At 41.0% G+C, this 25,934-nt stretch carries 24 protein-coding genes, 1 tRNA gene and 2 pseudogenes; 25 read left to right on the top strand and 2 right to left on the bottom strand.

Features of this window, described 5'->3' with window-relative positions:
- The 23 genes and pseudogenes from AC1VU3_RS16890 to AC1VU3_RS16780 all read left to right on the top strand — a co-directional run.
- On the top strand, positions 1–152 hold a 152-nt coding region (locus tag AC1VU3_RS16890), incomplete at its 5' end, for a UvrB/UvrC motif-containing protein (protein ID WP_482984086.1).
- Positions 153–157: 5 nt separating this feature from the next.
- On the top strand, positions 158–3,025 hold the full coding sequence (uvrA, locus tag AC1VU3_RS16885; protein ID WP_482984085.1) for an excinuclease ABC subunit UvrA: 2,868 nt from the start codon (positions 158–160) through the stop codon (positions 3,023–3,025).
- 93 nt (positions 3,026–3,118) lie between these two features.
- Positions 3,119–4,249, top strand: a complete 1,131-nt coding sequence (locus tag AC1VU3_RS16880) for a DUF4097 family beta strand repeat-containing protein (protein WP_480388581.1) — start codon at positions 3,119–3,121, stop codon at positions 4,247–4,249.
- Positions 4,250–4,655: 406 nt separating this feature from the next.
- A pseudogene (locus tag AC1VU3_RS16875) lies at positions 4,656–4,949 on the top strand (transposase); the annotation flags it as partial.
- Positions 4,907–5,200, top strand: a pseudogene (locus AC1VU3_RS16870) (transposase); the annotation flags it as partial. The pseudogenes AC1VU3_RS16875 and AC1VU3_RS16870, both read left to right, overlap by 43 nt.
- 308 nt (positions 5,201–5,508) lie before the next feature.
- A complete protein-coding gene (gene hprK, locus AC1VU3_RS16865) occupies positions 5,509–6,438 on the top strand; it encodes an HPr(Ser) kinase/phosphatase (RefSeq protein WP_480388580.1) in 930 nt (309 codons plus the stop codon).
- 23 nt (positions 6,439–6,461) lie between these two features.
- Positions 6,462–7,277, top strand: a complete 816-nt coding sequence (lgt, locus tag AC1VU3_RS16860; protein ID WP_480388579.1) for a prolipoprotein diacylglyceryl transferase — start codon at positions 6,462–6,464, stop codon at positions 7,275–7,277.
- 17 nt (positions 7,278–7,294) lie between these two features.
- Positions 7,295–8,233 (top strand): nucleoside recognition domain-containing protein, encoded by a 939-nt coding sequence (locus AC1VU3_RS16855; protein ID WP_480388578.1) that lies wholly within the window; start codon positions 7,295–7,297, stop codon positions 8,231–8,233.
- The gene (gene ppaX / locus AC1VU3_RS16850) at positions 8,230–8,877 is read left to right on the top strand and encodes a pyrophosphatase PpaX (protein WP_480388577.1); all 648 of its coding nucleotides are present in this window, start codon (positions 8,230–8,232) and stop codon (positions 8,875–8,877) included. The genes AC1VU3_RS16855 and ppaX overlap by 4 nt, the downstream gene beginning before the upstream one ends.
- Positions 8,874–9,398, top strand: a complete 525-nt coding sequence (locus AC1VU3_RS16845; RefSeq protein WP_480388576.1) for an acyltransferase — start codon at positions 8,874–8,876, stop codon at positions 9,396–9,398. Before ppaX ends, AC1VU3_RS16845 begins: the two co-directional genes overlap by 4 nt.
- 665 nt (positions 9,399–10,063) lie before the next feature.
- A complete protein-coding gene (locus AC1VU3_RS16840) occupies positions 10,064–11,224 on the top strand; it encodes an ATP phosphoribosyltransferase regulatory subunit (RefSeq protein ID WP_482984084.1) in 1,161 nt (386 codons plus the stop codon).
- On the top strand, positions 11,217–11,861 hold the full coding sequence (gene hisG, locus AC1VU3_RS16835) for an ATP phosphoribosyltransferase (protein ID WP_482984083.1): 645 nt from the start codon (positions 11,217–11,219) through the stop codon (positions 11,859–11,861). Before AC1VU3_RS16840 ends, hisG begins: the two co-directional genes overlap by 8 nt.
- The gene (hisD, locus tag AC1VU3_RS16830; protein ID WP_482984082.1) at positions 11,851–13,134 is read left to right on the top strand and encodes a histidinol dehydrogenase; all 1,284 of its coding nucleotides are present in this window, start codon (positions 11,851–11,853) and stop codon (positions 13,132–13,134) included. The genes hisG and hisD overlap by 11 nt, the downstream gene beginning before the upstream one ends.
- Complete coding sequence (gene hisB, locus AC1VU3_RS16825; protein WP_482984081.1) at positions 13,131–13,724, top strand: imidazoleglycerol-phosphate dehydratase HisB; 594 nt, start codon at positions 13,131–13,133, stop codon at positions 13,722–13,724. The genes hisD and hisB overlap by 4 nt, the downstream gene beginning before the upstream one ends.
- Positions 13,725–13,743: 19 nt before the next feature.
- Entirely contained in the window at positions 13,744–14,493 is a 750-nt protein-coding gene (gene hisA / locus AC1VU3_RS16820) for a 1-(5-phosphoribosyl)-5-[(5-phosphoribosylamino)methylideneamino]imidazole-4-carboxamide isomerase (RefSeq protein ID WP_482984080.1), read from the top strand.
- Between the two features lie 6 nt (positions 14,494–14,499).
- A complete protein-coding gene (gene hisIE, locus AC1VU3_RS16815) occupies positions 14,500–15,129 on the top strand; it encodes a bifunctional phosphoribosyl-AMP cyclohydrolase/phosphoribosyl-ATP diphosphatase HisIE (protein ID WP_482984079.1) in 630 nt (209 codons plus the stop codon).
- A gap of 74 nt (positions 15,130–15,203) precedes the next feature.
- Positions 15,204–16,730 carry a tetratricopeptide repeat protein gene (locus AC1VU3_RS16810; RefSeq protein WP_480388571.1) on the top strand — a complete coding sequence of 509 codons (1,527 nt, stop codon included), beginning with the start codon at positions 15,204–15,206 and terminating at the stop codon, positions 16,728–16,730.
- Between the two features lie 69 nt (positions 16,731–16,799).
- The gene (trxB, locus tag AC1VU3_RS16805; protein ID WP_482984078.1) at positions 16,800–17,741 is read left to right on the top strand and encodes a thioredoxin-disulfide reductase; all 942 of its coding nucleotides are present in this window, start codon (positions 16,800–16,802) and stop codon (positions 17,739–17,741) included.
- Positions 17,742–18,336: 595 nt separating this feature from the next.
- On the top strand, positions 18,337–18,834 hold the full coding sequence (locus tag AC1VU3_RS16800) for an NUDIX hydrolase (RefSeq protein ID WP_480388569.1): 498 nt from the start codon (positions 18,337–18,339) through the stop codon (positions 18,832–18,834).
- The gene (rapZ, locus tag AC1VU3_RS16795) at positions 18,812–19,723 is read left to right on the top strand and encodes an RNase adapter RapZ (RefSeq protein WP_480388568.1); all 912 of its coding nucleotides are present in this window, start codon (positions 18,812–18,814) and stop codon (positions 19,721–19,723) included. The genes AC1VU3_RS16800 and rapZ overlap by 23 nt, the downstream gene beginning before the upstream one ends.
- Positions 19,701–20,699 (top strand): gluconeogenesis factor YvcK family protein, encoded by a 999-nt coding sequence (locus AC1VU3_RS16790; RefSeq protein ID WP_480388567.1) that lies wholly within the window; start codon positions 19,701–19,703, stop codon positions 20,697–20,699. Before rapZ ends, AC1VU3_RS16790 begins: the two co-directional genes overlap by 23 nt.
- A gap of 27 nt (positions 20,700–20,726) precedes the next feature.
- Complete coding sequence (gene whiA / locus AC1VU3_RS16785) at positions 20,727–21,668, top strand: DNA-binding protein WhiA (protein ID WP_480388566.1); 942 nt, start codon at positions 20,727–20,729, stop codon at positions 21,666–21,668.
- A 20-nt stretch (positions 21,669–21,688) separates the two neighbouring features.
- Positions 21,689–21,946: an HPr family phosphocarrier protein gene (locus tag AC1VU3_RS16780; protein WP_480388565.1), complete on the top strand. Its 258-nt coding sequence runs from the start codon at positions 21,689–21,691 to the stop codon at positions 21,944–21,946.
- A gap of 146 nt (positions 21,947–22,092) precedes the next feature.
- On the opposite strand, the gene AC1VU3_RS16775 is transcribed toward AC1VU3_RS16780, so the two are convergent.
- The gene (locus AC1VU3_RS16775; protein ID WP_482984077.1) at positions 22,093–22,251 is read right to left on the bottom strand and encodes a hypothetical protein; all 159 of its coding nucleotides are present in this window, start codon (positions 22,249–22,251) and stop codon (positions 22,093–22,095) included.
- Positions 22,252–22,342: 91 nt separating this feature from the next.
- Entirely contained in the window at positions 22,343–22,936 is a 594-nt protein-coding gene (gene clpP / locus AC1VU3_RS16770) for an ATP-dependent Clp endopeptidase proteolytic subunit ClpP (RefSeq protein WP_480388564.1), read from the bottom strand.
- A 161-nt stretch (positions 22,937–23,097) separates the two neighbouring features.
- On the opposite strand from clpP, the gene AC1VU3_RS16765 reads away from it, so the two are divergent.
- Both AC1VU3_RS16765 and AC1VU3_RS16760 read left to right on the top strand, forming a co-directional pair.
- Positions 23,098–23,169: transfer RNA gene (locus AC1VU3_RS16765), tRNA-Arg, on the top strand.
- Between the two features lie 262 nt (positions 23,170–23,431).
- Positions 23,432–25,177, top strand: a complete 1,746-nt coding sequence (locus tag AC1VU3_RS16760) for an S-layer homology domain-containing protein (RefSeq protein WP_482984076.1) — start codon at positions 23,432–23,434, stop codon at positions 25,175–25,177.
- Positions 25,178–25,934: the final 757 nt, after the last annotated feature.

Below are 25,934 nucleotides of genomic sequence, written 5' to 3'. Positions count from 1 at the left end.
AATTAACAAGTGGAAAAGTCTTAACTAAAGAAGAAAAGGGTAAACTATTAGAAAATCTAGAAAAAGAAATGAAGGACGCAGCAAAAGCGCTTAACTTTGAACGAGCTGCAGAGCTGCGCGATGCGATTCTGGAACTCAAGCTGGAAGGGTGAGGTTTTTGAAAAACCAAGAAATTAGAATAGAGGGTGCACGCGCCCATAACTTAAAAAATGTAAGCCTGACCATACCTAGAGATAAGCTTGTCGTAATGACAGGATTATCTGGATCTGGGAAGTCATCTTTAGCATTTGACACGATTTATGCCGAAGGTCAGCGACGTTATGTAGAATCACTGTCTGCCTATGCAAGACAGTTCTTAGGACAAATGGACAAGCCAGATGTAGATGTCATTGAAGGGCTATCCCCAGCTATTTCTATTGATCAAAAGACGACAAGTAAAAATCCTCGCTCTACAGTGGCGACAGTGACAGAAATCTATGATTATCTGCGTCTGTTATTTGCACGAGTAGGCAAACCAATTTGTCCAAAGCATGGCATAGAGATTTCCTCTCAAACGGTTGAGCAGATGGTGGATCGCTTAAACGACTATCCTGAAAAGACTAGAATGCAGATACTTGCACCAATCGTTTCAGGTAGAAAAGGAACTCATGTAAAGCTGCTAGAGGACATGAAAAAGCAGGGGTATGTTCGTGTGAGGGTTAACGGAGACCTTATAGATTTAGATGATGATATCAATCTAGATAAAAATAAAAAACACAACATCGAAGTAGTGATCGACCGAATTGTAATGAAAGAAGGCATCGCTGCTCGCCTCAGTGATTCTATTGAGACAGCTCTACGCCTTGGTGATGGTAGGGTAATAATAGATGTCATGGAGCATGAGGAGCTTTTGTTTAGCGAGCATCACGCATGTCCAATCTGTGGCTTCTCTATTGGCGAATTAGAGCCACGCATGTTCTCTTTCAACAGCCCATTCGGTGCATGTCCAGATTGTGATGGCTTGGGAACCAAGCAAGAGGTTGATCCGGATTTAGTTGTGCCGGATAAAAATCTAACGCTAGAAGAAGGGGCAATCGTTGCATGGCAGCCTACAAGCTCCCAGTATTACCCTAATCTACTAGCGGCCGTTTGCAACCATTATGGGATTCCGATGGATGTGCCGGTCAAGGATTTACCAGCAGACCAATGGAAGAAGATTTTATATGGCTCTGGAAACGACAAAATTAGATTTCGTTATAAAAATGAAAACGGTCAAGTAAGAGATAACCACATCTATTTTGAAGGTGTACTTGGTAATATAGAACGTCGATTTAAGGAAACCTCTTCTGACTGGACAAGAGAACAAATGGAAAAATACATGGGTGTTCATGATTGTCCATCATGTAAAGGATACCGCTTGAAGGATGAAACATTAGCGGTCAAGGTCGCATCTCTTCATATCGGACAGGTGACGGAATTCTCTATTGTGGAGGCATATCAATTCTTCAAGGAGTTGAAGCTTTCGGAGAAGGATTTTCAAATAGCCCGACTAATATTAAGGGAAATTAATGAAAGACTTGGCTTCTTAGATAATGTGGGGCTCGACTACTTAACGCTTAACCGAGCATCAGGAACCCTGTCAGGTGGAGAAGCACAACGAATTCGCTTAGCCACACAAATAGGCTCTCGCTTATCTGGCGTCCTTTATATCTTGGACGAGCCATCTATTGGATTGCATCAACGAGACAATGACCGATTGATAGAAACGCTGAAAAATATGCGGGATATTGGAAATACATTAATTGTCGTAGAGCATGATGAAGACACGATGATGGCTGCCGATTACTTAATTGATATTGGTCCAGGGGCAGGTGTCCATGGTGGGCAGGTAGTAGCTGCGGGCACGCCGGAAGAAGTGATGAAAAATGATCAGTCTCTTACTGGGAAATATCTAAGCGGTGAAAAATTTATTCCACTTCCATTAGAAAGAAGAAAGTCAGACGGTAGATTCATTAAAATAAAAGGTGCTACAGAGAATAATTTAAAAAATGTCACCGTAGAGATTCCACTAGGCGTATTTACAGCAGTGACAGGAGTTTCAGGCTCTGGGAAAAGTACTTTAGTAAATGAAATCCTATATAAAACGCTAGCGCAAAAAATTAACCGGGCTAAAACAAAGCCTGGAGCGAACAAAGGAGTAGAAGGAATTGAGCAGCTGGAGAAAATAATTGATATTGATCAATCTCCAATTGGACGGACTCCAAGATCCAATCCAGCTACTTACACAGGTGTTTTCGATGATATTCGTGACTTGTTTGCCAATACGAATGAAGCGAAGATACGCGGCTACAAAAAAGGAAGATTTAGCTTTAACGTAAAAGGCGGACGCTGTGAAGCGTGTCGAGGAGACGGAATTATTAAGATTGAGATGCATTTTCTACCTGATGTATACGTTCCTTGTGAAGTTTGCCATGGCAAACGATATAATAGAGAAACTTTAGAGGTTCGCTATAAAGGAAAAAATATAGCAGACATTCTAAAGATGACAATAGAGGATGGTTTAGCTTTCTTTGAGAATCATCCGAAAATAAGTCGGAAGATCCAAACGATGTACGATGTTGGATTGGGATACATGGAATTGGGTCAGCCTGCTACAACGCTTTCTGGTGGAGAAGCACAACGGGTAAAGCTGGCCTCTGAATTGCATAAACGCTCCAATGGGAAGTCATTTTATATCCTGGATGAACCGACTACCGGTCTCCATGTTCATGATATCGCACGCCTATTAGAGGTACTTCAACGTTTAGTGGATAATGGCGATACCGTGCTGGTCATTGAGCATAACCTAGATGTCATTAAGACAGCGGACTATCTAATTGATTTAGGTCCTGAAGGTGGAGATAGAGGCGGAACGATTGTTGGTGTGGGAACACCAGAGGATATAGCAAACAATAAAAAATCTTATACAGGGAAATACTTGAAGACTATTTTGGATAGAGACCGTGAGCGTATGGGTGCTGCTATTTCAGAAGCTTCCTCAAAATAAAGTTTTGTTTGAAACTTTTTAGAAGATAAACCGTACTAAATAGAGGGATATCAAATTGTATTATATTTTCAATTTAGGAGGAGGCCTTTCATTATGCAAGAGGAACGCAAAAGAATACTGGACATGGTTGAGAACGGTACTATCACTGCACAAGAAGCACTAGAATTACTAGAGGCTCTTGGGAAAACAACTACAACAGCAACTCCAACAGTAAATGAAGAAATGCAGTACAAACAATCGACTAACAGCAAAACATCATCTAAACAACAAAACCCTGACTTTTTGGATGATATCAAACGTGATTTCACAGTTATGGGCGAAAAGTTCATGCACTTAATGCAAGGAACAGTGGATAAGCTAAAGGATTTCGAATTTGATGTAAAAATCACAGATCCTATCGTTTTTGAAGAAAAGTTAGTAAAAGAGGGTATTGAATTTGACGATATCAGCATTAACATAGCTAACGGAAAGGTTGAAATAATACCTACCGAAGAGGCAAACGTTTCGGCAGTTGTAAAAGCTAAATGTTATCGCGGCTCAAATGAAGAAGAGGTTAAAGCTCGCTTTGCAGAGGAGTTTATTTTTACAACGGAAGCAAACAAGCTACGTGTATTCAGTGATATGAAAACTATTGCTACGCATGTTGTTCTATATGTTCCAAAAAAATCATATAACCATATTTCTGCTAGATTATTTAATGGAGACTTTACAGCGAAAAATCTGGAATTAAACACATTAAAGATTAGAACAACAAATGGAAAAGTTGATTTAGACGAGCTTACATTCAACCGTGGAGATATCGAAACAGGAAATGGTACAGTCCAAGTACAACGAGTGACTGGTGACTCTCTTGAAGTTGAAACAATGAATGGTCGCATCTATGTAGATGGAAAGCTAAAAGAAATTGAAGGCTCTTCCATTAGCGGTCAAGTAATCCTTACAACAAAGGATAAGGATGCAAGAAAAATAGAAGGTACGGCAATTGCTGGTACTGTAGAGATTTATGTACCGAAGAACGTTTCCATTAAAGGAGAAGTTACGACACAGCTAGGGAAAATTGATGTACAGCTTGCTGACGTAACGAAATGGAATGAATCAGAGCAACTTCTATACCGTAAAGTTGGCTTCACTAAAGTGACTGATTCTGAAGCAGAACCATTAAGAGTTTATGGCGATGCTAAAACAGGTGCTGTCTTAGTTCGTTACACGATTGATGGTGAATAAATAATTTGAAAGGCGCCTCTAATGAGGTGCCTTTTATTCAATAGCAGAGATTTTATGCCATGAGCTCCGTACGAGGGCACTTAAAAAAGTTCATTAAATATTAACAGTGAGTATGTGAAATGAAATCTGGTTACATACTCACTTTTTTATATCGTTGATTCCCATTTCGGCGGACGCTTTTCGCGGGCACGGCTCCAGCCTTCTCCCTCGCTACGCTCAGTCCGGGTGCTTCCGCTCGGTGCTCCTGTCGCTACGCTTTCGTCGCAAATAACATTTGCTGTTCCCGCAGAAGTCGCCGCCTCCATTCCATTCAACTCTTCCCCCTCCCGATAAGGATATCCCTTCATCCAACAAGGCCTCCCAGATTCTTTATATAATAAGTGTATTCCTAAAAGGTGGTGCGACCATAATTTCCAAACAACAAACGCTTAACCTAAGCCCTTATCTGGAATTATACGATTTAATCATCCCCAAAGATAATATGCTTCGCCAAATCAACGAGCTAGTTGATTTTTCCTTTATACTGGACGAGCTAAAGACAAAGTACTGCTTAGACAATAGTCGAAATGTAATCCCACCAATTCGAATGTTTAAATACCTATTACTAAAAGCGATTCACGACCTATCAGATGCCGACCTTGTAGAACGTTCCAAACGGTTTACCCTATGCGAGAAGTTTGTTATACAGAAGGTGCCAAAAGCAAATCATATTCGGTTCCCATCAAGTCCACGGTGCATAAGGATCAAGTGGAATTTCAAGAGACAGAGGAATTCAAGCTTATAGCGAAGAAACGATATAAAATAGAGGCGAAAAATAGTGAGATCTAAAATCCGCATGGCTATAAAACAGCCAAGTCAGCGGGTTTATTTGGCATGGAAATACAAGGTGCGACCACTATATTTGCGGTCAACCTCAAGCGTATATTGAAGCTTCTAAGCGAAAAAGAGTAAGAAATACATATGAAAATAGGGCAATTTCTGTTCAAACCTGAACAAAAAGTACCCTATTTTTTTAAAGCCTTAATAAGTTATAAAAAAGAATATAATTTTTCAGTTCCCTCGCTCTTACTCATGGCATTTTTATTTTCAATTCTCATCGGATTGGTATCTAGGGATATCCAGTGTTTTCACCCTAATCAATGATTTTTTTATGTTACCAAATGGAATCGCACAGAAAAGTGAAATAGGTACTAATTATTCTATCTGTCGTGATAAAATAAAGATTATGAATAAAGAGGTTTGGAAGGAGCGGTATCAGGATGCCTCATGTTACAACGAAGGATGTTAAAGAAAAGTTTAACCTGACCCTAGTAAGTGGTGAAGAGGGGATAGGAAGACATATAGCGGTTAGTGATATCTCAAGACCTGGGATAGAGATAGCGGGATACTTTATTCACTATTCCTCTGATCGTGTCCAGTTGCTTGGAAAGACGGAGCTTTCTTTCTTTGAAATGCTCGGTCAGAAGGAAAGAAGAGAGCGCATGCTGAAGCTTTGTGCACAAGATACACCTGTGATTATTGTAGCGCATGGAATGGAAGTGCCAGAAGAATTAATGGAGGCTTCCAATAAAAAATCAGTTCCGGTTTTAACGACTACCATGCCTACTACCAGGTTCTCCAGTATGCTTACCAACTTCTTAGAGAGCAAATTGGCTCCTACTACTGCACTTCATGGTGTATTGGTGGATATTTATGGAGTAGGTGTATTGATTACGGGAAAAAGCGGGGTCGGAAAAAGTGAAACAGCACTCGAGCTAGTGAAGAGGGGACATCGCCTGGTAGCAGATGACTGTGTGGAAATACGGCAAGAGGGAGAAGACACCCTCGTAGGTAGTGCACCAAAGCTAATTGAACACCTTTTAGAAATAAGGGGCTTAGGTATAATAGATATCATGACATTATTTGGTGCAAGTGCGATACGAAGCTATAAACGCATAACATTAGTCATTGAGCTAGAGATTTGGGATGAGAAAAAGACGTACGATCGATTAGGGCTTGAAGAAGAAAAAATGGTCATCATTGATACTTCTGTAACGAAGTTGACTGTTCCAGTCCGACCAGGACGAAACCTTGCAGTCATTATCGAAGTAGCAGCGATGAATCACCGATTAAAGCGTATGGGTGTAAATGCTGCAGAGGATTTTGCTAAACGTTTAGACGATGTAATAAGCCAGAATGGCGAATTTTAAGAATGGTTGGAAGGGAGTAGTTTATGGATATTTTATTGGCAATTAATCCAGTGGCATTCGAGTTAGGACCGATTGAAGTCCGTTGGTATGGCATTATTATCGCGTTTGGCATCATCTTAGCTTATATAGTGGGCCAACGTGAAATGGTAAAAAGAGGATTTCATCCGGACTTTTTAACCGATTTATTAATTTGGGCAGTTCCGATTTCTATCATTAGTGCTCGAATTTACTACGTTATTTTTAAATGGGATTATTATTCTGAACATCCAGAAAGAATCATCCAAATATGGGAGGGGGGAATAGCCATCCATGGAGCTCTTATAGGGGCTTTCTTAACTGCGTATATTTATACTAAAAAGAAGAACAAATCTTTCTGGAAGCTCGCAGATATACTTGCTCCTAGTATTTTAATTGGTCAAACGATCGGTCGTTGGGGTAACTTTATGAACCAGGAAGCCCACGGTGGAGAAGTAACGAGAAGCTTTCTGGAGAATTTAATGCTGCCAAACTGGATTATTGAACAGATGTACATAGAGGGAAATTATTATCACCCAACTTTCTTATATGAATCCTTGTGGAATTTAATCGGGGTTATTATATTACTGCTTCTTCGTAAAGCAAATTTACGACGTGGGGAGAGCTTCCTCTTCTATCTTATCTGGTATTCATTTGGTCGTTTCTTTATTGAAGGATTACGTACCGATAGCTTGTATTTAGTGGAAAGCTTAGGTTTAAGAACGGCTCAGGTAGTGTCCATATTAACGATTGTGGTGGCAATCGCATTGCTTGTATATCGTAGAAAGACGATGAAGCCTGTAGTTCGTTATCAAGACAAGTAAAGAGGGATGGGGAAGAAATGGGGACAATCAAGAGAGGGATAAATGCTGGTTTACGAACAACTTGGACCTTAAGTAAGGTGATATTCCCAATCACCATGCTTGTGGTTATTTTACAATATACACCTGTCCTCCCATGGATCATCAAGCTGATTGAGCCATTTATGGGGCTTATTGGACTTCGTGGTGAGGCGGCTATCCCTTTAGTTTTGGGAAATGCATTAAATTTATATGCTGGAATAGCAGGGATCCTTTCTTTAGAGCTAACGGTTAAAGAGGTTTTTATTCTAGCGACGATGTTATCCTTTTCTCATAATATTTTTATTGAAACGAGTGTTGCCTTAAGGGTTGGTGTGAAGCTATGGGTCGTATTGCTAGTTCGCTTTGGGCTAGCGATACTTTCAGCTGTCGTAATCAATCTCGTTTGGCAAGGTGGAGGAGAAATTGCGAAGTACGGGGTTGTATCCGCTACTCAGCAGGTGCCAGAAGGCTGGATGGAGATTGGGCTGCTTGGATTGCAAAAGGCTGCCCTAGGAGTTTTACAGCTAGCTGTCATTGTTATCCCACTGATGATTATTATTCAATATTTAAAGGATAAAAATTACATGCAGAAGTTCTCTGAAAAACTTGCACCTTTTACTAAGTTAATCGGTGTACAGCCAAATGCTTCCTCCACATTGGTGGCTGGTTTAGTAATAGGCTTGGCTTACGGAGCAGGAGTGATGATTCAGGCAGTGCAAGAGGAAGGGGTAAGCAAGAAGGATGCCACTCTGGTATTCATATTTCTCGTAGCATGTCATGCCGTAGTGGAGGATACTCTAATATTTGTACCGTTAGGGATACCAGTACTGCCACTATTAATCATTCGAATTTCGACTGCTTTTGTATTAACCATATTGGTAGCCTATCTGTGGAGGAAAGCAGAACAACGTAAACAAGAGGAAGTGTTAACAGGATGAGATATAAAGCGCTATTATTCGATTTAGATGGTACTTTATTAAATACAAATGAGCTAATTATTCAGTCTTTCTTATATGTTTTGGGGGATAAATTTCCTGGGAAATATACAAGAGAGTCGGTTATTCCGTTTCTTGGTCCTCCTTTAAGGGAGACTTTCGACAGCATAGATCCTACTATGACAGAGATGTTAATCTCAACCTATCGAGAGTGGAATATCCAAAATCATGATGAAATGGTTACTCCTTTTGATGGGGTTGTCGAAACGTTGCAGCTATTAAAGGAAAGAGGCTATAAATTAGCGATTGTTTCCACTAAGCGAAGAGAAATGATTGATAGAGGACTTCGGTTAATCAATTGTGAAGATATGTTTGACACAATAGTTGGACTTGATGATGTTACCAATCCCAAACCAGACCCAGAGCCACTTTTACTTGCTTTAGAGCAGCTCAATGTGAAAGCGGAGGATGCCTTGATGATTGGTGATAATTATCATGACATCGAGGGAGGTCAACGTGCGGGCACAGACACTGCGGCTGTAGCTTGGTCCATTAAGGGAGAAGCATTTTTAGCTACTTTCAATCCAACCTATATAATCCAGCATATTAGTGAAGTTATAGATATCGCGGCAGGACAGCCGGCATGAGAAGGACAGAAAGGTATCCGATAAAGGGTGCAAATTCCCTTTGGCATGTCTATGACACAGTCCCTTTTTGGAAGGTAATGAAAAATTTTATTTTCATTCAAGCTGCCAGATATTCACCTTTTTTAAGCTGGAAGAACTTTTTCTATAAGAAATTTTTGAAGATGGAAGTCGGTAAGGAAACCTCATTTGCTTTAATGGTGATGATGGATATCATGTTTCCTGAAAGAATAAAGGTCGGCTCGAATTCAATTATCGGCTATAATACGACCATCTTGGCGCATGAATATCTAATAGATGAATATCGCATTGGGGATGTTATTATCGGTGATCGGGTAATGATTGGTGCCAATTCCACTATTCTACCGGGAGTTACTATCGGTAATGATGCTATCGTTTCAGCCGCAACGCTAGTAAATGCAGACGTTCCGGAGGGTGCCTTTGTAGGAGGTAACCCCATGAGAATTATTTATACGAAAGAAGAAATGCAGGAACGAAATATACTGCAGAAGAACTTAGACTGAAAAAATAAAGGGCACTGTAAAAACGGTAGCTTTTTAATAGCATCTTACATGATGAAGGCACTTACTATTCGACTTGAACAGTAAGTGCCTTATTTTATTACATACATTATTTGTCGGGAATATCGATACAAATTCATATAAAAAAGGATTAATTCACTTTATTTATAATAACTAATAACAAGCAATACAAAGATGGTTTTAGCTCTATAAAGCAAAGATATTACTGAATTGTGTATATAAAATGTAAGGATTCACCTTGGTCAATAGAGAGTTGATTGGAATGGATGGCGGCAGACTCCTGTGGGAACAGCAAAATTCATTTGCGACGAAAGCGTAGTGACAGGAGCACCGGGCGGAGTGAAGGAATTAAGGAAGGAAAACTAAGGTCGTCACATCGTGTGACAACGTTTTCCTGACCAACATCCTGTTGGCCTCCGCGGAAAGCGTCCGCCAGCAATGGAGATCAACGACCTTTATTCGAAGGGATAAAAAATTGTGACAATTAAAGAATCAGTAGGATACTCCCCAAAAATTTAATCTAGAGTGTATTTTATTTCCCAAAAATGGATGGATTGACGTAACACTATAAATGCGTTAAAATTTAAATAATTTATTATATTAGTTCTCTAATTCTCTAGTGCACTAAAGTAAAAAGAGGTGATTCGGTGAGTAAGATTCAAATGTTTGAAAAGCCCTTAGGAATGCGTGACTCCTTTCCACAGGTTAACGAGCAAAAGGAATATGTTAGATCTATGGCTAGAAGTGTATTAAGAGAAAAGGGATATGATTTTATCAAAACCCCCTCTCTCGAATATTTAGAAACAATCGGAAGAGTATCAGCTATTGAAGAATCAGCATTATTTAAGCTTGTAGATAACCAAGGAAAAATGCTTGTACTTAGACCAGATATGACGACCCCTATAGCTAGAATTGCTGCATCAAAGCTATTAAAAGAAAAGAACCCTCTTCGTTTAGCGTACTATGCAAATGTTTTTCGAGCGCAACAGCGAGAGGGAGGTCGTCCGGCGGAATTTGAACAGCTTGGAATGGAGCTAATCGGAGATTTCAGTGCTTACGGAGATTGCGAGGTAATCTATACAGCGATAGAACTGTTAAAGGCTATTGGTTTAGAAAATTTTCACATTACCATTGGACATGCGGGTCTTTTAGAGAGTATCCTGACAGCCAACACTCGAAATAAGGAGGAATCTAGCGAGCTGAGACACCTACTGGTCGAAAAGAATGTGGTTGGGTATGTCCAAAAAATAGAAGAGCTTAGCTTGGAGCAGGCTGCTAAAGAAAATCTTCTTAGCTTAATAGAAAATGAGACAGCTACCTTAGAGGATTTTTCGGCATTTGATCAGCAGGTATTAGGGCAAATGAAACAGCTGAAAAAACTGTTAGAGATGCAAGTGAATGGATTGGAGCGTATTTCGTTTGATTTTTCCTTAGCAAGTCATATGAGCTATTACACAGGGATGCTGTTTGAAATTTATGCAGAAGGCAGTGGATTTCCAATCGGTAACGGTGGTCGATATGACGAGCTCTTTGAACAGTTTGGAGTGAAGGTCGGAGCAACTGGCTTCGGAATTCGAGTAGATCGGTTAGTGGAAGTGTTAAATAATCAGGTCAATGTAGAACCGCATACGCTTGTTTTATTTGACGAACAATCTTTTTTGAAGGCAAATGTGCTAGCAGAAGGAAGAAGGGCAAATGGAGAACGGGTAACCCTTCAATTTATCGATAGTGTTCATGACGTAGAGGTATTCAAACAGAATTTCCATGAGGTAATCATAGTGGCAGAGGGTGGTTCAAACGATGAATGAGTTAACAATTGCAATGCCAAAGGGGCGAATATTTGAGGAAGCATATGAGCTCTTTAAGGCTGCCGGTTTCGAACTACCAAACGAAATTATTGATTCACGTAGATTGATCGTGGAGGCGCCCAAGGAAAACATCAAATTCATTCTCGCAAAACCAATGGATGTACCAGTCTATGTAGAGCATGGTGTTGCCGATATTGGGATAGCGGGCAAGGATGTCTTGCTGGAGCAAGAACGTGACGTCCATGAGCTATTAGACCTTCACATCAGTAACTGCTATATTGCCACTGCCGGTCTTCCAAACACGAAAATGAACGAAGTTGCACCACGAGTAGCTACTAAATATCCTACCATTGCGACGAACTTTTACAAGGAAAAGGGAGAACAGGTGGAGATTATTGAACTGAATGGTTCAATTGAATTGGCTCCCATGATTGGGCTGGCGGATCGAATCGTGGATATTGTGTCCACTGGGCAGACGCTAAAAGAGAACGGACTTGTAGAGTATGAGAGGATTGTAGATATATCCTCCCGACTCATCGTTAACCCTGCTAGCTATCGAATGAAGAGTAAGAGAGTAAGAGAATTCGTTGGCCAATTAAAGGCAGAATTGAAGGGCAGGGACACATATGAAGATTGAGACGCTTACAGAAATCCAATCCCTTCAGCGTACAGTTGAAGGAGTGAATAAAGAGCAACAAGAAACTGTTAGAGAGGTTATCCGAGAGGTAAGAGAAAAGGGAGATCAAGCCCTGCTAGCTTACACTGAGAAATGGGATGGCGTTAAGTTGACCAATCTTCTAGTTACGGAACAGGAGATAGAGGATGCCTATCATTCGTTTGATGCTCAGTTAATTTCGGACCTCGAGGAGGCAGCTGAAAACATTGCGGCCTTTCATAAGGAGCAGGTAAGAGAGGAGATAGACTTTCCCTTACAGAAGAATTCCTATATCAAATATAGAGTCACACCCTTAGATGCAGTAGGGTTATATGTACCAGGTGGGACAGCAGCCTATCCATCCTCTGTTCTGATGAATGCCATTCCTGCAAAGGTGGCCGGAGTAAAACGCATCGTGATCGTTTCTCCTCCTGATCAGAATGGACAGCTCCCTGCTTCTGTATTAGTGGCAGCAAAAATTGCAGGGGTGAAGGAAATATACAAGGTCGGTGGAGCACAGGCCATTGCTGCACTTGCTTATGGCACAGAAACAATCAAAGCCGTAGATAAAATAACAGGGCCTGGCAATAGCTTCGTCGCTTTAGCAAAAAGAGAGGTATTTGGCCAGGTGGCGATTGATATGATTGCAGGACCTAGCGAGATTGCGATTATTGCGGATGACACTGCCTATGCTGATGAGGTAGCTGCTGATTTATTAGCACAAGCAGAGCATGACGTCTTTGCGAGTGCAGTGCTTATCACAACTAGTGAGCGTTTGGCTAAAGAGGTGGCGAAAGAGGTAGAAAGCCAATTGAGCAAGCTACCTCGTGAAAAGATTGCAAGAGCCTCTATCGAAAGCTATGGACGCATTTATTTGGCAGAGACAATGGAAAAGGCTATCGAAGCAATAAATGAAATTGCTCCCGAGCATTTAGAGATCATGACAGAGAACCCAGAGGACGAAGCGAAGAAGATTCGCCACGCAGGTGCTATTTTCCTCGGAAGATATAGCAGTGAGCCGGTGGGAGATTACTTTGCTGGAACAAACCATGTGCTTCCTACCAATAGCACTGCTCGTTTCTCAAGTGGATTAGGCGTAGATGATTTTGTTAAAAAGACGAGTGTTGTCTACTATTCAGAGGAAATGTGGCAGGAGCAATATCCGAAAATTGCTCGTTTAGCTCGATTAGAGCAACTAGAGGGGCACGCAAGATCCGTAGAGTCTCGTAGCTGGGAAAAGGAGAGGTCATCTTGAATAAAAGAATAGCAAAAATTGAACGAATGACAAACGAAACGAAGGTATCAGTCGAAATAGACTTAGATGGAGAAGGAAAAGCGGTCATTAACACAGGCGTTCCATTTATGGATCACATGTTAGACCTTTTCACAAAGCATGGTCTGTTCAATGCAAAGATTCAGGCAAATGGTGATACTCATATAGATGATCACCATACGACAGAGGATATCGGCATTGTTTTAGGGCAGGCAGTGAAGGAGGCATTGGGTGATAAAAAGAGCATTAAGCGGTATGGTAATGCCTTCGTCCCAATGGATGATGCGCTGGCTCAGGTGGTCATTGATATTTCGAACCGCCCGCATCTAGAGTTTCGAGCTCAGTTTCCTGCACAAAAGGTAGGAACCTTTGATACGGAGCTTGTCCATGAATTCTTATGGAAATTCGCATTAGAGGCTCGTATGAATGTCCATGTGATTGTGCATTATGGAGCAAATACTCACCATATCATCGAAGCGATTTTCAAGGCGTTGGCACGAGCGATAGACGATGCGATTACAATTGATGCTAGAGTAAAAGGAGTTCCTTCTACGAAGGGGCTACTTACTTAATTAGGAAGGGGACAGAAGGATGTCCATTCAAATATATCCCGCAATTGATATGAAGGGCGGAAAATGTGTCCGACTCTATCAAGGCGATTATGACCAGGAGACAGTTTACGGAGATTCTCCTTTCGAAATGGCGAAAAAATTTGTGGATGAGGGAGCCGATTGGATTCATCTAGTAGACCTGGATGGAGCCAAGGACGGAGAGAAAATCCACGGCAATGAAGTGATTCGTATTGCCAAAGAGCTGCCTGTTCAGGTGCAAATAGGAGGAGGCATCCGCTCTAAGGAGGATGTAGATTTTTATTTAACCAACGGTGTAAATCGGGTTATTATTGGCAGTCTCGCTATCTCCAAGCCAGAGCTTGTCGCAGAGCTTCTGAAGGAGTATGGAGGAGAACGCATAGTGATCGGTCTCGATGCGAAGGACGGAATGGTAGCAACACATGGTTGGCTGGAAACCTCTAGTAAATCTGCTGTGGAAGTGGGAAAATACTTTGCAGCCAAGGGTGCGAAGCATGTTGTTTTTACCGACATTGCGACCGATGGTACATTACAAGGTCCAAATCTTGAGGCTAATAAAGAGCTAGCAGTGGAAACGGGGCTGTCTATTATTGTTTCTGGTGGAATCAGCACATTGCAAGATATTGAGAAAGTAGCAGAGCTTGCAAAAGAAACATCTATTAGTGGAGTAATCACGGGGAAAGCTCTATACAACAATCGCTTCACGCTAGCAGAAGCATTGGAAAAGGGAAGAGGACTTGAAAGGAAGTAGAAACCGATGACCAACTTACAATTTGACGAAAAGGGACTAATCCCAGTAATTGTGCAGCACGCCATTACAAGAGAGGTTCTTACTCTGGCATATATGAACGAGGAGGCCTATCAAAAAACGGTAGAAACTCGAGAGGCATGGTTTTATAGTAGAAGCAGACAGGAGCTTTGGCATAAAGGAGAAACGTCTGGCAATACGCTGCGTGTAATTGGGATAAAAACCGATTGTGATTCAGATGCACTTGTCCTAGAGGTGCTTCCTGCAGGTCCTGCCTGTCACACCGGAGAGGAAAGCTGCTTCTATCAGCAGCTAGAGAAATTCGAAGAGAGCTTCGGCTATAATGTGATTTCTACGTTGATCGAAACCATTGCCAACAGGAAAAAAGAAATGCCAGAAGGTGCCTATACGACCTATCTATTCGATAAAGGCGTAGATAAAATCTGTAAGAAGGTTGGAGAAGAGGCTGCAGAGGTTATCATCGCTGCGAAGAATAAGGATTCCGAGGAGCTTAAATGGGAAGCATCAGACCTTCTGTACCACTTGCTGGTTTTATTAGAAGAACAAGAAACCAGCTTTTATGATCTGTTACAAGTGCTTCAAAAAAGACATGAAACGAAATCCCGTAAAACTGAATAGATTGTGATATACTGAAGAGTATACTAATAAGGAGCGTTGTATAGACGTTCCTTATTATATTTCGGAGGAATATTTTGAATAAAAAGAAGATAAAGCAAACGAAGGAAAACATCATTTCATTCTTGCCAACAGGCGAGTACTATTATAAAAAAGCGTTAGATGAGCTACAAAAAGAAGAATACGAGAAGGCAAATAAATATTTAAAGCGTGCATCTGATTTAAGTCCAGATGACCCACTAATTTTGCTGCAATATGCCATACTTCAAATGGAAATGGAGAAATTCGATTTTGCTTATGAGCTGCTAAGAAGTGCACATGCCCTTGATCCAAATGAAGGAGATATAATCTTCTTCTTGGCGGAGGTAAATGCACACCTCGGTAATTTTGTGGAAGCTAACAAATATGCAAAATTGTATATAGAAAAGGATATCAACGGCGAATACATCGAGGAAGCGATGGAAATCATCGATTTCACTGAATCAGAGGAACTACTCTCTCTTCAAATGGATACTCCGTCTAGTGATGCGCTCTTTATGCAAGAAAAAGCGAGAAGACTAATGGAAACAGGTAAATTTTCAGAGGCAATAGAGCTCTTGGAAAACCTAATTACGGACCATCCCGACTTCTGGGCTGCCTTTAATAACCTTGCGCTTGCTTATTTCTACGTAGGCGAAGAGGAACAGGCGAAGGCTCTTCTGCACCAGGTTTTAAGAGAAAACAAAGCGAATATTCATGCGCTATGTAACCTGGCAGTTATTCATTATTATGAGAAGAATACGGAGGAGCTAGAGCAAATAACGGCATTTCTTGAAAAAGTGAATCCGTATTTCATCGAGCAGCGCTATAAGCTTGGGGCGACCTTCGCATTAATCGGGAAATATGAGCAGGCGTTTAAATGGCTAAGAAGTCTACAGCGAAAAGGATTTGAAGCGGATCCAGGGTTTTATTTCTGGCTATCACACTCTGCTTATTTTGCAGGGCATGAAGAAATAGCAAAAAATGCTTGGAACCAGCTACTGAAACTAGATCCGGAGAAAGCTGGATTTGAGCCGTGGCTACCGCATATGAAGGAGCTAGATGAGAAGGAGCCTGACAACCAGAAGGAGCTCATCCTGGAAAAGATACAGGATAAGCATGTGAGTGAGCGAATTTTCGGCTTTTATTTGCTAGGAAAATCAAAGCACCGTCAAGAAATTATTGCACATCCTAAATGGATCGTAGTAGATGAGCTTACAACCATGGAGAAGCTGTTTCTTGCAAATTCCTTGGGACATAAATTCAATGAAAAGGAGCCTGCTGAAAAGGCGTTTCTCCGTGCAATCGCTACGACCGATTTGCTTTACAGCGAGAACAAGCCATTAGAGAATTCTGCCTATTATTTATTCCAAATGTGGTTTGTTTTATTAGAGCGTGCTTTAACAAAGGGCTATGGCTTTAAAAATCCGAAGGCACTTGCTGCGGCAACCGAGTATATGTTTGCTTCCTCGAGGACAAAAAATGCGACGAAGAAGCAGTTTGCAGAGAAGTATGGCATAACACCCTCTACCCTTACGAAGTATGTAAATGAGCTCATTCAGTTTCTACCATTATTCGACAACTAGGCAAATATGTTGATGAATGGTTTGAAATTAGATAGATTGTAGATATGTGTTATGTAGGAGGAATTACGGATGACAGAAGAAAAAATCTATGACGTTATAATAATTGGAGCTGGACCTGCTGGAATGACGGCAGCAGTATATACATCTCGTGCAAATCTATCAACCTTGATGATTGAACGCGGTATACCAGGTGGACAAATGGCCAATACAGAGGAAGTAGAAAACTACCCTGGATTTGAAACTATTTTGGGACCTGAGCTATCAACGAAAATGTTTGACCACGCGAAAAAGTTTGGCGCAGAATATGCGTATGGCGATGTGTCAGAAATCGTAGTAGACGGTGACTACCGAATTGTGAAAGCAGGAGGCAAGGAATATAAAACCTTGGCTGTAATCATTTCCTCTGGAGCAGAGTACAAAAAAATGGGCATCCCTGGCGAGCTGGAGCTTGGTGGCCGTGGTGTCAGCTATTGTGCGGTATGCGACGGTGCATTCTTCAAAGGAAAAGATCTTGTCGTAGTAGGTGGAGGAGACTCTGCTGTTGAGGAAGGTGCATTCTTAACGAAATTCGCGAACAAAGTGACAATCGTTCACCGCCGCGATAAGCTAAGAGCTCAAAAAATCCTTCAAGACCGTGCTTTTGCAAATGAAAAAATTGATTTCATCTGGAACACTACGTTAAAGGAAATCCACGGTACAGACGGAAAAGTAAGCAGCGTAACACTTGTTAGCACTGTAGACGGCTCTGAACGTGAATTCCCAACTCAAGGTGTCTTCATTTATATCGGCATGCTGCCACTAACAAAGCCTTTCGCTAACCTAGGCATCCTAAACGAAAATGGCTATATCGTGACAAACGATAAGATGGAAACAACCATCCCTGGTATCTTTGGAGCTGGAGATGTACGCGAAAAAATGCTTCGTCAAATCGTTACAGCAACTGGCGACGGCAGTATTGCTGCTCAAGCTGCTCAGCACTATATCGAAAACTTAAGAGATACAATGAAGTAATAAAAAGGCTGCGGGATAAACTCCTGCAGCTTTTATTTTTGGTGAGAGAAGGCTTGGATTGACAAGAAAGTGCCGTGACGTGTAGGAAATGGGGAATAGGTACGATTTAGTGTTTGGAATTATTATGCAATTAATGATGGCGCATTGGAAATGAAATCCATTACGTGCGGTTGCTGTGAGTTTATTTGCGCTTTAATGAAGGATACTTGCGATGTTAGGGAGTTTACTTGCGGGGTTGGGAGTATTACTTGCGCTGAAAGGGGAAATACGTGCGGTTAATGATCTTATTGGAATTATTATCCAAGTGACATTGGTTTATTAGCAATAAAAAACAACTACTTTACGCTCACTTTCGATTTGTGAGACATCCCCTCCTAAGAATTATTTAGCTTGCGTCAATTTAATAATCTCTTAATTTTTATGTAACTGTCTTGCAACATATTAAGTGTATAGTAAGAGTATATAAATTGACCCCCTTTTTATATAGGAACATTTTTAACAGGCTGTTTCACGGATAATAATCCTGAACAGCCTCTTTTTGTGTATTTTATTGTATAATATATAGTAAGAATAGAAGAAAGTTGGAGGACAACTAGTGCAAAGAATCGCTAATTTGCTTGTATGTAAGGATAATAAAGTTCTTTTACTGAAAAAGCCGAGAAGAAATTGGTACGTTGCTCCAGGTGGAAAGATGGAAGAGGGAGAGTCCATCCTGGTGTCGGCAATTCGTGAATTTACAGAAGAAACAAATGCAATTCCCATAGATCCTCATTTAAAAGGAATTTATACGATGGTCATCCAAGAGGACGGCAAGAAGCTCGACGAGTGGATGCTGTTTACGTTTGTAGCCAGAGATTTAGATGGTGTTCCTTACGAAGAGAATAGAGAGGGTGTACTTGAGTGGCACCCGGTGGAAGCACTTGAAACACTCCCAATGGCAGAAGGAGATAGAACAAATTTGCTGTTTGCAGTGAAGGATTTAGGAATGCAATACGGTACATTTGTATATACACCTGATTTTGATTTAATTGAAGAAACGATACAACAATCTTGGGAAGGAGATGTGAAAAGTGGAAATTCAACAAAAGCTTGATACGGAGGTTGTCATTATCACTGGCATGTCTGGGGCAGGGAAAACCGTTGCAATCCAGAGCTTTGAGGATTTAGGCTACTATTGCATTGACAATCTGCCTCCGGAGCTTTTGAGTGTGTTTATTAAACTAATGATTGATTCAAACAAACAGCCGAGAAATATTGCCGCTGTAATGGATTTGCGTGGAGGAGAAATGTTCCATTCCTTGGTTGATTCTATTAATCAGCTACAAGAAGAAAGCGCTGTAAATCCGAAGGTGCTATTTTTAGATGCACAAGATGAAGTTCTTGTGAGAAGATATAAGGAAACTAGGAGATCCCATCCTCTCGCAAATTCTGGTCTTCCTTTAGATGGGATTAAAAAGGAACGTGAGCTGCTATCAGAATTAAAGGGAAGAGCGCAGTTTATTTATAATACCTCTAAGATGAAGCCGCGAGAGCTGCGTGATAAAATTCATGAAGAGTTTCGAACACAAGGTAAAAAGGTGTTTACCGTGAATGTCATGTCCTTTGGCTTTAAGCATGGTATTCCGATAGATGCTGACCTTGTTTTTGACGTGCGCTTTTTGCCGAATCCCTATTACATTGAAGAGCTTCGACTAAAATCAGGTCTAGATGAAGAGGTTTCTGGCTACGTGTTAAAATGGGCAGATACAAAAACATTAATTGAAAAGCTCACTGATTTATTACAATTTATGATTCCCCAATATAAACGAGAAGGTAAAACACAGCTAGTTATTGCATTTGGCTGTACTGGTGGTCAACATCGTTCCGTCACCCTAGCTGAGTATTTTGGCAAATTATTTAATAATGAGGACAAAGCTGTTATCACCCATCGAGACGTCACAATTAGGAAGGATTTACAAGATGGAGCGTTCAAAAAAGCGTAAGAAAATAGTAATCATTGGAGGTGGAACTGGCCTTTCCACCTTGCTTCGCGGCTTAAAAAAGCATCCTATTGATATCACTGCCATTGTGACGGTAGCAGATGATGGAGGAAGCTCTGGGCGATTACGTGATGACTATGAAATTCCACCTCCTGGAGACGTTCGAAATGTCCTTGCAGCACTTTCAGATGTGGAACCGCTTGTAGAGGAAATGTTCCAATTTCGTTTTTCTAATTCAACAGAATTAGAAGGCCATACTTTAGGAAATTTAATGATAACAGCACTAACCTCTATTACTGGCGATTTCTCCCATGCTATCACCGAAATGAGTAAGGTGCTAAAAATCCATGGGAAAGTATTGCCTGCAGCTAATCAGCTAGTAACCTTAAACGCACAATTTGAGGATAAAACGGTCATTAGTGGGGAATCTAAAATACCGACCTATGGAAAGAGAATAGAAAGGGTGTTTATCACCCCAAATGATGTAAAGCCATTACCGGAAACAATTGCTAGTATTCGTCAAGCTGATATAATCGCAATTGGGCCAGGAAGTCTATATACTAGTATATTGCCAAATCTATTAGTAGATGGCATCCGCCAAGCAATCAAGCAATCAAAGGCCAAAAAGGTATATATCTGCAACTTAATGACACAGGCTGGTGAAACGAATAATTACACTGCCTATGATCATGTCGAAGCACTGATACAGCATGTAGACCACAATTTCTTAGATACCATTCTTATTAGTAATGAAGAGGTACCGGAGAACGTACAATTCTTATATAAGCAAGAAAAGGCCTCTCCTGTGAAGATTGATATCGAGAGGCTAGAGAGGCTTAATTTAGAGATTGTCAAAAAAGATATCTCGCTTGTTTATAATGGTGCAGTCCGCCATAATGCCGCAGAGGTAGCTAAGTGGCTAATGGAATACGCAAATACACAGGCTCACACAAGTCCGATTAACAGGAATCTCGTGTAACGCCAAGGAGAAAGGGGGAAACGGAACATGTCGTTTGCTTCTGAGACAAAGAAAGAAATGACACAGGAGGATTCGAAGCCTTGCTGTGCAAAATCAGAGCTATCCGCTCTCATACGGATGAATGGTTCCTTATCTTTTAGTAATAAAATGTTAAGCTTAGACGTACAAACAGAGAATGCTGCTATTGCAAGAAGATTATACACATTGATCAAAGATATATATAAATATGACGTAGAGCTGTTAGTTCGTAAAAAAATGCGTCTAAAGAAAAATAATGTATACATCTGTCGTATTCGTGAAGGTGCCAAGCACTTACTAGAGGACTTGAAAATCCTAAAGGAAGGCTTTCAATTTGAATATTCGATTGACCCTGGACTAGTAAAGAAAAATTGTTGTAAGCGTGCATATCTAAGAGGAGCCTTCCTAGCAGGAGGCTCCGTAAATAACCCGGAAACTTCCTCCTACCACTTGGAAATATACTCCCTTTATAAAACACACAGTGATGCATTAGTAGAATTAATGAATAAATTCGATTTAAATGCAAAGACCATTGAACGTAAAAAGGGTTTTGTGGCATATTTAAAGGAAGCGGAGAAAATATCTGACTTTTTAAGCATAGCAGGTGCCCACCAAGCCTTGTTAAAATTCGAGGATGTTCGTATAATTCGAGATATGCGAAACAGTGTAAATCGATTGGTCAATTGCGAAACAGCCAATTTGAATAAAACCATCAGTGCCGCTATTCGCCAAGTAGAAAATATTCGATTCATCGAAAATACCATTGGGCTTGACCAATTACCTGAGAAATTAAGGGAAATTGCCCGCCTCCGAGTGGAATACCAAGACGTCACCCTCAAAGAGCTGGGAGACATGGTATCTACCGGAAGTGTCAGTAAATCTGGTATCAACCATCGTTTAAGAAAGCTAGATGAAATTGCAGATGCTCTTCGAAGAGGAGAAACCATTTAGAGAAAGAGGCTGATAAAATAATGACAGAGCAACAAGTCGAAGTAAAATTACAATCTGGTTTACAAGCAAGACAAGCAGCATTATTCGTACAGGAGGCTAACCGTCACATCGCAGACGTCTACCTTGAAAAAGACGACAAAAAAGTGAACGCGAAAAGCATCATGGGCATCATGAGCCTTGCAATCGGCAAAGGCGCAATCATCACCCTAAGCGCAGAAGGCTCCGACGAACAAGAAGCTGTAGCAACACTTGCAAAATTCATCTCAAACGAAGAATAACCTTGCTGCCCTAAGACTAGGGCAGCTTTTTTGTTATCGAATGAAGAGAACCGCTCACTTCATCGCAAGATGCGAGAGTTTAATCGCAAAGACTCCTCCTATAATCGCAAGATCCACCAGGCTAATCGCAAGATCCCAGTGCCCGCTCACTTCATCGCAAGATCCGAGCGCTTAAACGCAAAGACCGACCTCGCAATCGCAAAGACTCCTCCTATAATCGCAAGATCCACCAGGCTAATCACAAGATCCCCGTGCCCGCTCACTTCATCGCAAGATCCAAGAGTATAATCGCAAAAATCCACCATCAAATCACACCCCCCACAAACCCGACATCCACAAACGCACCACACAATAAAAAAATCCAAGGGAGTATCTCATCCCTTGGATCTGAATAAATTATTTTTTTAAGTCGCTGCGCTCTAGAATTTGGTCGATGATACCGTATTCTTTTGCACGCTCTGCAGTCATGAAATTGTCGCGGTCTGTGTCTCTAGAAACGACCTCCATTGGTTGACCAGTGCGGTCGGACATGATTTGGTTTAATTTATCGCGTAAGAACAAGATACGTTTAGCCGCAATCTCGATTTCTGTAGCTTGACCTTGAGCGCCGCCAAGTGGTTGGTGAATCATTACCTCTGCGTTTGGAAGAGCGTAACGTTTTCCTTTAGCACCAGCAGTTAATAGGAAAGCTCCCATGGAAGCGGCCATTCCGATACAAATTGTTTGTACGTCAGGCTTGATGAATTGCATCGTATCGTAAATTGCCATACCAGCAGTAATGCTTCCGCCAGGGCTATTGATATAAAGGGAGATGTCTTTTTCTGGATCCTCTGCTTCTAGGAATAATAACTGAGCAACAATGGAGTTAGCCACGTTGTCATCGATTGCGCTTCCTAATAGGATAATACGGTCTTTTAATAATCGAGAGTAGATGTCATATGCACGTTCTCCACGATTCGTTTGCTCGATAACTGTTGGTATTAAATTCATTCTGTATTGCCTCCTTAAAGGTGGTTTTGAGATTTTCTTGCTAAGTTATTCCTCAGCTGTAACTTTATCATACACATTATGGTCAAGGAAGGTCAAATATTACGCTTCAAAAAGTTCACTTGAATTAATTCCTATACATTTGTATAATAGTAAAGTCGCTTGCCCTCGTAGTTTAATGGATATGACACAAGATTCCGGTTCTTGGGATGGGGGTTCGATTCCCTCCGAGGGCGTTTATTTGAAACAGATTAGCCACCTTTCCAGCTTACTAGCTTTGAAGGTGTTTTTTATTTTATTTCCAAATTAATAAAAACAACACGTTAGCCAAAATTTGGTTAGCGTGTTTTTGCTTACCCTACTATACTACCCATTCCTTGCCAATTTTTATCCCTTTCTTTTAATTATTTTGGTAAAATAATGCGTCCAAAGTTTTCTGCTTTGTCTGGTATAATGATTAACTGCAACTAGAATATACAGATAGGGTGGTTTAAGAAAGTGAAAAGAATAGTAATGATGCTTTTATCTATCCTGCTTGTTCTGGGGTTATTCCCAAAAGAACAGGCTTTTGCTGCGTCCTTTACTGACGTGACAAACTACCAGGATGAGATCAACTACTTAGTTTCGAAAAAGGTTATTACTGGCTATCCGGATGGAACGTTTAAGCCAACCAATAATTTAACAAGAATGCATGCTGTCACAATGATTTTACGTGAAAAGGGAATCACAGATTTTACAGCGCCAGACCCTGGTTTTACGGATATAAAGCCTGGCATGAAAGGATATCAAGAGGTAGCGAAAGCAGTGCAGCTTGGTTTTATTTCAGGGAAAACTGCTGCAAACGGAACGAAGTATTTTGATCCGCAAGGGACTCTAACAAGAGGACAAATGGCGAAAATCCTAGTTTTAGGATATGATCTTCCTTCTAATAACTCCTATTCTTTTACAGATGTGACTACTGATAATGGCTTTAAAAGCTTTATTAGTACACTAGCTAGCGAAAATATTACAACAGGGTATTTAGATGGCACCTTTAAGCCAAATGGGAAAATTACTCGTCAGCATTTCGCTGTCTTTATGGCCCGACTATTAGATGATAGCTTCAAGCCTATGCCAAATATGTATGCTCATTTTATTGATGTTGGGCAAGGTGATTCTATCCTTCTTCAAACGCCAAATAATAAAACCATGCTAATTGATGGTGGTACAAAAGCAGGTGGCGATAAGGTTGTCAGCTTTCTAAATTCAAGAGGCATTACAAAGCTTGACTATGTGGTAGCTACTCATCCAGATGCGGACCATATAGGTGGATTGATCCCTGTATTAGATAACTTCAAGGTTTCTAATTTTATTGATTCCGGAAAAGCGCATACTACACAGACTTACTACAATTTATTACAATTAGTGGATACGAAAAATATCCCGTACACGATTGCAACAACTGGCCAGAAAATTAACCTGGATTCCTCTATAACTGTCCAGGTGCTTCATGCAAATAAAAATGCATCTGAACCCAATGATGCTTCCATCGTATTAAAGGTTACGTATAATGGTGTATCCTTCCTGTTAATGGGAGACGCTGACACTAATATAGAAGCTTCCATAATGGCTAACTATAATGTGAAAGCAACAGTTCTTAAGGCTGGTCATCACGGTTCTAATAGTAGCAGCTCTGCGAAGTTTATAAGCAATGTGAAACCTCTCTCTACGATTCTAAGCTATGGGAAGGAGAACACTTATGGGCATCCTCATGCAGATGTAGTTACGAGATTAAAGAATGTCGGCTCTAAAATTTATTCTACGGCTGCATCTGGAAACATTACGGTTACAACAAATGGAACAACTCATGGCGTCTCAGCGAAAGCTTGGACTGGTACTGGATCGGGAAGTGGCACAGGAACAGGAAGTGGTTCCGGCACGGGTGGAACAACAACACCCTCTACTTCAACGGCTGTGAAGATTGTAAGTAAGGATCTAAGTGCAGAAATCGTTGGAATTAAAAATACTGGCACGAAAAGCGTGAACCTGAAAGGGTGGACACTGGTTTCGGTAGAGGGTAACCAAAAGTTTACCTTCCCGGATTACACGTTAGGAGCAGGTAAAACGGTTTACGTAACAAGCGGCCCTAATGCCAAAACTGGTACAGGCTACATTAAATGGACTGGCTCTTCTATCTGGAATAACAGTGGAGACGCTGCGAAACTATTAGATGCTAACGGTAAGCTAGTGAGTGAAATGAAATAATAACGAGACTGTAGGTGAACTTCCTGTTCGCCTGCAGTTTTTTTGTTAGACAGGGTAGGGATTAAATGGTTGAAGGGCATTGGCTAAGATGCTGATGAATAGGTGATGCTGCTTGAGGGAATAGCTACTGGTGATGAAGGTGATTCGACTGATTTTCGGCTTACTCTCGGATGGCCGAGGTTTATTCTCGGTTGGCACCAGTCGATGAAGATCTTTTCCTAACGTGAGATCCGATTTTCAGCTTACTCTCGGATAGCGGCGGTTTACTCTCATTCATAGATACATTATTCTCGCTCAGGGTAAGTTTACTCTCGGATAAGGTCCCTTTACTCTCATTCAGCCCATTTATTCTCGTTCGGCGGGCGATTACTCTCACGTGGCCACCATTTACTCTCGGTCGGCGCCAGCCGATGAAGCCCTTCTCCGAAAGTGAGCTCCGATTTTCAGCTTACTCTCGGATAGCGGTGGTTTATTCTCATTCATAGATACTTTATTCTCGCTCAGGGTAAATTTACTCTCGGTCGGCACCAGCCGATGAAAATCTTCTCCGAAAGCGAGCTCCGATTTTCAGCTTACTCTCGGATAGCGGCGGTTTATTCTCATTCATAGATACTTTATTCTCGCTCAGGGTAAATTTACTCTCGGATAAGGTCCCTTTACTCTCATTCAGCCCCGTTATTAGTCAAGTGCATAATCTTGTGTAAATTCCTTTTGGGTAATATAAGTGCTTCTTTTTATTTTGATGTCAGGAGTATAG

Source organism: Psychrobacillus sp. Z16_25 (genome assembly GCF_056856695.1).
Note: the sequence above shows the minus strand (reverse complement) of the source record. Positions and strands in the feature narration are given on the sequence as shown.

Excerpts from the sequence above, each read along its gene's own strand:
- AC1VU3_RS16880 (WP_480388581.1), top strand. The coding sequence starts at position 3,119 with ATGCAAGAGGAACGCAAAAGAATACTGGACATGGTTGAGAACGGTACT.
- hprK (WP_480388580.1), top strand. The coding sequence starts at position 5,509 with ATGCCTCATGTTACAACGAAGGATGTTAAAGAAAAGTTTAACCTGACC.
- lgt (WP_480388579.1), top strand. The coding sequence starts at position 6,462 with ATGGATATTTTATTGGCAATTAATCCAGTGGCATTCGAGTTAGGACCG.
- AC1VU3_RS16855 (WP_480388578.1), top strand. The coding sequence starts at position 7,295 with ATGGGGACAATCAAGAGAGGGATAAATGCTGGTTTACGAACAACTTGG.
- ppaX (WP_480388577.1), top strand. The coding sequence starts at position 8,230 with ATGAGATATAAAGCGCTATTATTCGATTTAGATGGTACTTTATTAAAT.
- AC1VU3_RS16845 (WP_480388576.1), top strand. The coding sequence starts at position 8,874 with ATGAGAAGGACAGAAAGGTATCCGATAAAGGGTGCAAATTCCCTTTGG.
- hisG (WP_482984083.1), top strand. The coding sequence starts at position 11,217 with ATGAATGAGTTAACAATTGCAATGCCAAAGGGGCGAATATTTGAGGAA.
- hisD (WP_482984082.1), top strand. The coding sequence starts at position 11,851 with ATGAAGATTGAGACGCTTACAGAAATCCAATCCCTTCAGCGTACAGTT.
- hisA (WP_482984080.1), top strand. The coding sequence starts at position 13,744 with ATGTCCATTCAAATATATCCCGCAATTGATATGAAGGGCGGAAAATGT.
- hisIE (WP_482984079.1), top strand. The coding sequence starts at position 14,500 with ATGACCAACTTACAATTTGACGAAAAGGGACTAATCCCAGTAATTGTG.
- trxB (WP_482984078.1), top strand. The coding sequence starts at position 16,800 with ATGACAGAAGAAAAAATCTATGACGTTATAATAATTGGAGCTGGACCT.
- AC1VU3_RS16790 (WP_480388567.1), top strand. The coding sequence starts at position 19,701 with ATGGAGCGTTCAAAAAAGCGTAAGAAAATAGTAATCATTGGAGGTGGA.
- whiA (WP_480388566.1), top strand. The coding sequence starts at position 20,727 with ATGTCGTTTGCTTCTGAGACAAAGAAAGAAATGACACAGGAGGATTCG.
- AC1VU3_RS16780 (WP_480388565.1), top strand. The coding sequence starts at position 21,689 with ATGACAGAGCAACAAGTCGAAGTAAAATTACAATCTGGTTTACAAGCA.
- AC1VU3_RS16775 (WP_482984077.1), bottom strand. The coding sequence starts at position 22,251 with ATGGTGGATTTTTGCGATTATACTCTTGGATCTTGCGATGAAGTGAGC.
- clpP (WP_480388564.1), bottom strand. The coding sequence starts at position 22,936 with ATGAATTTAATACCAACAGTTATCGAGCAAACGAATCGTGGAGAACGT.